Raw genomic sequence first — 6,002 nt, forward strand, 5'->3', positions numbered from 1 at the left:
GGCCGGCCCAGCGCCATCTCGTGCACGGGCTGCCAGGCGGGGGACTGCTCGTCGTCCCGGAGCACCTCGCCCGATGCCCCGGTGAGTCGGGTAACAGCGGGCACCCGTCGGCCGGCGGGAGCCCCTGGGTGATGCCGTCGAACCACAGGGCGTGGCGGCCCGTGAGCCCCATCCAGACGATCGTGGTGGTCATCAGCCAGGTGTTCCACATCGGGCGGTGCGCCTCGGGCATGCAGCCGTACTTGACGATGGCTATCGCGCAGGCGGCGTAGAGGGCCTTGGTGTGGGTGGGCATCTCGGCGAGCCAGAAGTTGCTGATCTCGCCGGTGAGGGCGTCGGCCCGGACGTCGGCCATGTCGTCGATGACGCGGCACAGCAGCAGGGAGGCGAGGTTCTCCTCCTGCCAGAGTTCGTTGTCGGGCGCGACGTGCCAGAACAGGCAGTCCAGCATCTGCAGGACCGAGTACGTGCTCTGGCCGAGCGGGTTGGTCTGGGGGAGCACCACACGGCCCGCGTGGTGCTGCCGGAGCCAGTACTCGTCGACGGACCGCTTGTGGGCCGCGAAGAGTCCGGAGACCAGGGCCCGGGCGCTGTTGGTGCTGAAGTTCTCGGCCAGGCGGTCTTCGACGTGCTGGGTGAGGCGCGTGGTGTCGATGGTGTCGATGACGCGTTTGTACTCGTGGAAGACGAGGATGTCGTCCTCGAAGCGGTGGCGGTGGCCGAGGTCCTGTTCGAGGTCGTTCATCTGCCGGGTCCAGGACCAGCCACCGGTCAGGACACTGTCGAGTTCCCGGCGGTAGGGCCAGTTCTTCACGGCGAGCGGACGACCGGCGCTCTGCCGCCAACGGTAGTCGTCCAGCGTGCGTGCCGGGGGCGTGGGCAGCCGGCGGCACAGGGGGCAGCCGCAGGCGGTGGTCTGCTCCTCCTCGCGCGGCGGGGTGAGCGCCCGGGTCCGCCAGGCTCCTTCCAGCATCAGGCAGGTCAGCCGGCAGAGTTCGGCATCGGTGCCGACCTGGGGGAAGGCCGCCTCGATCAGGCGCAGGCTGGCGTCGAGGTGCCGCAGCCTCGCGTAGCCCTCCTCGTCGGGCGGGAGGAAGGCGCGCTGCGCCAGGTGGAGGGCACCCTCCACCCGCAGGGTGGTGCCGGGATGCGGGGAGCCGAGTGCGTCCAGCCGCTGCCGGGCGGCGTTCTGGCACCTCCGGTACTGCTCCGTGCTCCCGTTGACGCGTTGTGCCAAGAGGCCGGCCAGGATCTCCCCCGCCTGAGCGGGCCGGCCGCCGGCGCTCGGCTGCGCCGGGACCGGGCTGTCGGCGGACGCCTTCGGAACAGCACCTACACCCTGAGAATGCACACCTGTCTCCTTCGAACTGTGGTCATGGCAACGGAATCGACCGACCGTGGTCGTCGGCCGGTCGATTCCGGGAAGCGAACGGGCGCGCCGAGCGCGCCGGGTTCACGGCTGCCGCGTGGCCGGCCGGCCGGGCGGAGCGGGTCGCCCCCGCCCTGCGAGGCCGCACTGCCTCGTGCCGGTCGGTCGCCGGTCGCGGCGAACCGCCCGTCCGCGGCGGACGCAGGCTCGACATCGCCGGCCGTCCACAGACGGCCGGTCCTCGTCGAAGCGCTGCCGCTACCGGACGGGCACCCGCGTCGCCGCCTCAGTCCGGGCGTGCGGATGCGTGTCGAAGGGCAGGTCGGAGGTGACGTCCTGGGGCATGTGTTTCCTTTCGGGCGACAGAGCGCAGAGTCCCCCCGTCCCTGCGTACGGGTGGCCTGTCGGCCACCCGTGCACTCGAACTGGCCTTCGTGGCTCGAAAGTTGAGCCGTGAAGCGCTACGAGGCTGCCCAGAGCGTAAATGATCTACGCGTGACCTGGCCGTGATGTGTGTTACTGCTCACGCCTCCTGAGCCGAGTACACTCGCGCGCCCCACGTATGTGTGCGCGACGCACGCGTCCGCGATGCCCTCCGGGGGTCCGGCGAACGGATCACGGTCCAGGACCACCAGGTCCGCCAGCGCCCCGGCCGCTGCTCCGGCAGGAACACCGGCGCGTCGCCGCCCGGTTCGACCCGGTTCACGGCCACATGGATGCCCTGGAGCGGGTCGGGACTGCTCACCGGCGGGTCGCTGCCGGCCGCGAGCTGCGCCCCGGAGCGCGGCAGCGCCCCGAACGGCTACTGCCACCCGGCCCGTTCGGCGCCCGGGAAGGGAATGGTCGGCTCGTCCAGCTGCGGTTCGTGCGCGGCCCGCAGCGGCTGGATGTCGGCGGTGGCGCCGAGCCGGGCGAAGCGTGGTACGTCGGCCGGGTGCATGACGTGGAGATGTGCCAGGTGGGGCCGCGTGTCGCCGGGTCCGTCGGCGGCCCGCGCCGCCTCGACGGCGTCCAGCGCGTCCAACGCGGGGACGTACGGGGGGAGCCGCCCGGGATCGATGAAGCTCTTGCCCCGGTTGGCGGTGGCGTAGCCGCCGCACGTGTAGAGGTACGGGTCGAGCAGCGTGGCCGTGCCGTTCTCCGCGACCCCGTCCAGCCTCCGCTTCACCGTGCCGGCCGGAACCGTCTCCGGTTCAACGCGGCCCGCTTCTCGACGAGTTCGGAATCCGCTCGACACCGCGCTCCCGGTCCCGCCGCAGCGCCCCGACCACCCGCGCGGTCAGTGAACCGTCCCGGTCCGCCGCGACCGCCGCGGCGAGGGCGCCGATCAGCGGCGTCCCGGCCGCCGGGGTGCCGTACCGGGAACTCAGCCGGGACCGCCGAGGCCCGGCTCGCCCAGGTGGGTGCGGCCGTGTCACCACCCGGGCCGCCCGTACGTCATACCGGCGACTCCCGCGCCATCTGGCCGGGCGCGAGCCGGTGTGCGACGGCGCGTGGCCGGCGGCCGACTGAAAGCGGTCATCGGGGACAGACGCACGGGGAGACCTTCCAGGGAGGAAGCATGGCACTGGTGACCGCGGCCGTCGTGGTGCTCGACTGCGCCGAGCCCGAGAAACTCGCCTATTTCTACCGGCAGTTGCTGGAGGGGGAGGAGAGCGACGCGAACGCCAACCTCGTCGAGATCCGCGCGGCCGACGGTGTCCGGATCGCCTTCCGGCGTGACGTCAACGCCACCCCGCCCAGCTGGCCCCGCCCCGAGAACTCCCTCCAGGCCCATCTCGTGCTCCTGGTCGAGGACCTCGACGAGGCGGAGCGCCGGGTGGTCGGCCTCGGCGGACGGCCCATCGAGACGAAGGACCCGGCCGGGCCGTACGAGGAACGGGGGTACGCCGACCCGGCGGGACACTCCTTCACCCTGCGCCTGGCACCGACCGCGGCCCCCAAGCAGGGCTGAACCCGCTCGGTCACGGCCGCCCTTGCCGGCCGTCTGCCACACTCCGGTGGAACGCTCGACGGCCGTCGCCCCGGTGCGGTCCACGGCGCCGCGCAGCACGGCTGACACGGCGCCCCGGACCGCCGCGGCCGGCAGTACCTCGCCGCAGCCGCGGTCCCGGTCCGGACCGTCCGGCGCGTCCTGCTCGCCGCGCATCGCCTTCCGGGCCCGCCGGAGGGCCAGGGCCCCTGCTCCTGGCCGCGGTTGCCGCCGCGTTCTCAGGGCCGCCCCGACGCCGGGATCTCCTCGCCCGCCGGTACCGGGCCGGGCGGAGTCCCGTCGCCGAAGGGCCGGCCGCCGAGCTCCTCCCGGTGATGGGGCGTCAGCCACCCTGCGGTGTCCGGGCCGAGGGGCACGATCCGGGTCGGGTTGATCCCGGTGTGGACCTGGTAGTAGTGCCGTTTGATGTGGTCGAAGTCGACGGTGTCCCCGAATCCCGGTGTCTGGTACAGGTCCCTGACGTACCCCCACAGCACCGGGTGCTCCGCCAGCTTCCAGCGGTTGCACTTGAAGTGGCCGTGGTAGACGGCGTCGAACCGCACCAGCGTGGTGAACAGCCGGATGTCGGCCTCCGTGATGGTGTCCCCGACCAGGTAGCGCTGTGCGGCCAGCCGCCCGGCGAGCGCTTCCAGGCGCCGGAACACCCCGGCGCAGGCCTCCTCGTACTCCTCCTGGGTGTGCGCGAACCCGGCACGGTACACGCCGTTGTTGAGGTCCTCGTACACCTCCGCCATCACGGTGTCGATCTCGTCCCGGTGCCGCTCCGGGTAGAGGTCGGGCGCCCCGGGCCGGTGCAGCGCCGTCCACTCGGTGGCCAGGTCCAGGGTCAGCCGCTGGTAGTCGTTGGTGACCAGTTGCCCGCTCGGCACGTCGACGACGGCCGGCACGCTCACCCCGCCCGGATAGCCGGTCTCGCGGCGGTCGTAGGCCTCGCTGAGGTACCGGATGCCGAGCACCGGGTCCCGGCCCTCCGGGTCGAGGGTGAAGCGCCAACTGCGGTCGTCCTGGATCGGGTCGGCGACCGCGAGCGACAGGGCGTCCTCCAGACCGAGCAGCCGCCGCGCGACCAGGGACCGGCTCGCCCACGGGCAGGCGCGGCTCACCACCAGCCGGTAGCGCCCGGCCGCCACCGGCCAGCCGTCCCGCGCGTCCGCGGTGATCCGGTCCGAGAAGTGGCTGCGGGACCGGGAGAACGCCTTGTGCCCGAGTGCGCTGTTGCCGTCGTCGCTCATGTCTCCTCCTTGCTGCCGGGGCTTGTGGGGGCCGACAGGAACCCGATGGCCGTGTTCCCCGATGGTGCCCGATTTCCACCGCCCGCACGGTGTGATCAGCGCGCGCCGGGGCAGTCGGCGGTCGTGAGTGGGACTTCATCGAAAGAAGATTCGAATCAGCCGACCTCCGACAGCAGGACCCGCCTGACGGTGGTCGTGGCGCTCGCGGCCAACCTGGTGATCGCCGCCGCCAAGGCCGTCGGCGGGGTCGTCGCCGGGTCGCCCGCGCTGCTCTCCGAGGCCGCGCACTCGGTGGCCGACAGCTTCAACGAGGTGTTCCTGCTGGCCGCCCTGCGCCGCAGCCGCCGCCCCCCGGACGCCCGGCACCCCTTCGGCTACGGCAAGGAGCGGTTCTTCTGGTCCCTGCTCGCGGCCGTCGGAATCTTCGTGATGGGCGGCTGCTTCTCCGTCTTCCAGGGCGTCGAGGCGCTGCGCAACGGCGCGGACGAGAAACCGAGCGGCTATGTGGCGGGCCTGATCGTGCTCGGCGTGGCCCTGCTCGCCGAGGGTGCGTCCCTCGCGCGGGCGGTGCTCCAGGCCCGCCGCGAGGACCGCGGACTGCGCGACCCGGCGCTGCGCACCGTGGTCGCCGAGGACGGCACCGCGGTGATCGGCGTCCTCCTCGCGATCGTCGGCATGGTCCTGCACATGGTCACCGGGCAGGTCGCCTGGGAGGCGTCGGCCTCGCTGGCCATCGGCGTCCTGCTGGTGTTCGTGGCCTACCGGCTCGGCGCCGACGCCCGCACCCAGCTGATCGGGGAGGCGGCGGACCCGGAGCTGAGCGACAGGATCCGGCAACGGCTGGCCGAGGAGCCGGAGATCGACACCGTGGAAGCCCTGTTCACCATGAAGCTGGGCCTGGACTCGACGCTGGTCGCGGCCCGGGTCGACCTGGTCCCGGGGCTGGACAGCGAACGCGTGGAGGAGGTCCTGGTCCGCATCAAGGGGTCCCTCGCCGGGACGTTCGCCGAGACCGACCACATCTTCCTGGACGTCACCGACCGCTCCGCACAGGAGGCACGGGAAAGCCCCGCCGCGACGGGGGAACGCGGCGGGGCCTGACATTCGGCTGCCCGGCCCGAAGCCGGTCCATGCCTGGCGGAAACAGATTTTTCTAAATTCCGACGGTCCCCGGCCTGAAAGGATTCCCGCGACCGCCGGATCCCCCCGACCCCGCCACCGGCTACCGCGGCTCCAGTACGAAGAGCGGGATCTCCCGGTCCGTCTTCTTCTGGTAGTCCGCGTACGGCGGGTACGCGGCGACGGCGCGCTCCCACCACTCGGCCTTCTCCGTGCCGGTGACCTCACGGGCGGTCATGTCCTGCTTGACCGTACCGTCCTGGAGTTCGACATGCGGCTCGGACTTCAC

General features: G+C 72.4%; 5 protein-coding genes and 2 pseudogenes. 2 read left to right on the forward strand and 5 right to left on the reverse strand.

From position 1 onward, the window contains the following. On the reverse strand, nucleotides 1–1,351 hold a 1,351-nt coding region (locus tag ABZ646_RS38060), incomplete at its 3' end, for a hypothetical protein (RefSeq protein WP_360529718.1). Nucleotides 1,352–1,923: 572 nt separating this feature from the next. After that, a pseudogene (locus tag ABZ646_RS38065) lies at nucleotides 1,924–2,682 on the reverse strand (amidohydrolase family protein); the annotation flags it as partial. A 248-nt stretch (nucleotides 2,683–2,930) separates the two neighbouring features. Here ABZ646_RS38065 and ABZ646_RS38070 point away from each other — a divergent pair. Next, nucleotides 2,931–3,323: a VOC family protein gene (locus tag ABZ646_RS38070; protein WP_360529721.1), complete on the forward strand. Its 393-nt coding sequence runs from the start codon at nucleotides 2,931–2,933 to the stop codon at nucleotides 3,321–3,323. Between the two features lie 9 nt (nucleotides 3,324–3,332). Here ABZ646_RS38070 and ABZ646_RS38075 read toward each other — a convergent pair. Together ABZ646_RS38075 and ABZ646_RS38080 are read right to left on the reverse strand one after the other, a co-directional pair. Further along, nucleotides 3,333–3,584 (reverse strand): annotated as a pseudogene (locus ABZ646_RS38075) (DUF4235 domain-containing protein); the annotation flags it as partial. After that, complete coding sequence (locus ABZ646_RS38080; protein WP_360529724.1) at nucleotides 3,581–4,594, reverse strand: glutathione S-transferase C-terminal domain-containing protein; 1,014 nt, start codon at nucleotides 4,592–4,594, stop codon at nucleotides 3,581–3,583. The gene ABZ646_RS38080 and the pseudogene ABZ646_RS38075, both read right to left, overlap by 4 nt. A gap of 123 nt (nucleotides 4,595–4,717) precedes the next feature. Between ABZ646_RS38080 and ABZ646_RS38085 the strand changes: the two genes are divergently transcribed. Then, a complete protein-coding gene (locus tag ABZ646_RS38085; RefSeq protein ID WP_360529727.1) occupies nucleotides 4,718–5,695 on the forward strand; it encodes a cation diffusion facilitator family transporter in 978 nt (325 codons plus the stop codon). Nucleotides 5,696–5,816: 121 nt separating this feature from the next. On the opposite strand, the gene ABZ646_RS38090 is transcribed toward ABZ646_RS38085, so the two are convergent. Further along, on the reverse strand, nucleotides 5,817–6,002 hold a 186-nt coding region (locus ABZ646_RS38090; RefSeq protein ID WP_360529730.1), incomplete at its 5' end, for a nitroreductase/quinone reductase family protein.

Origin of the sequence: Streptomyces sp. NPDC007162, from assembly GCF_040634175.1 — a bacterium.
Taxonomy (GTDB): Bacteria; Actinomycetota; Actinomycetes; order Streptomycetales; family Streptomycetaceae; genus Streptomyces.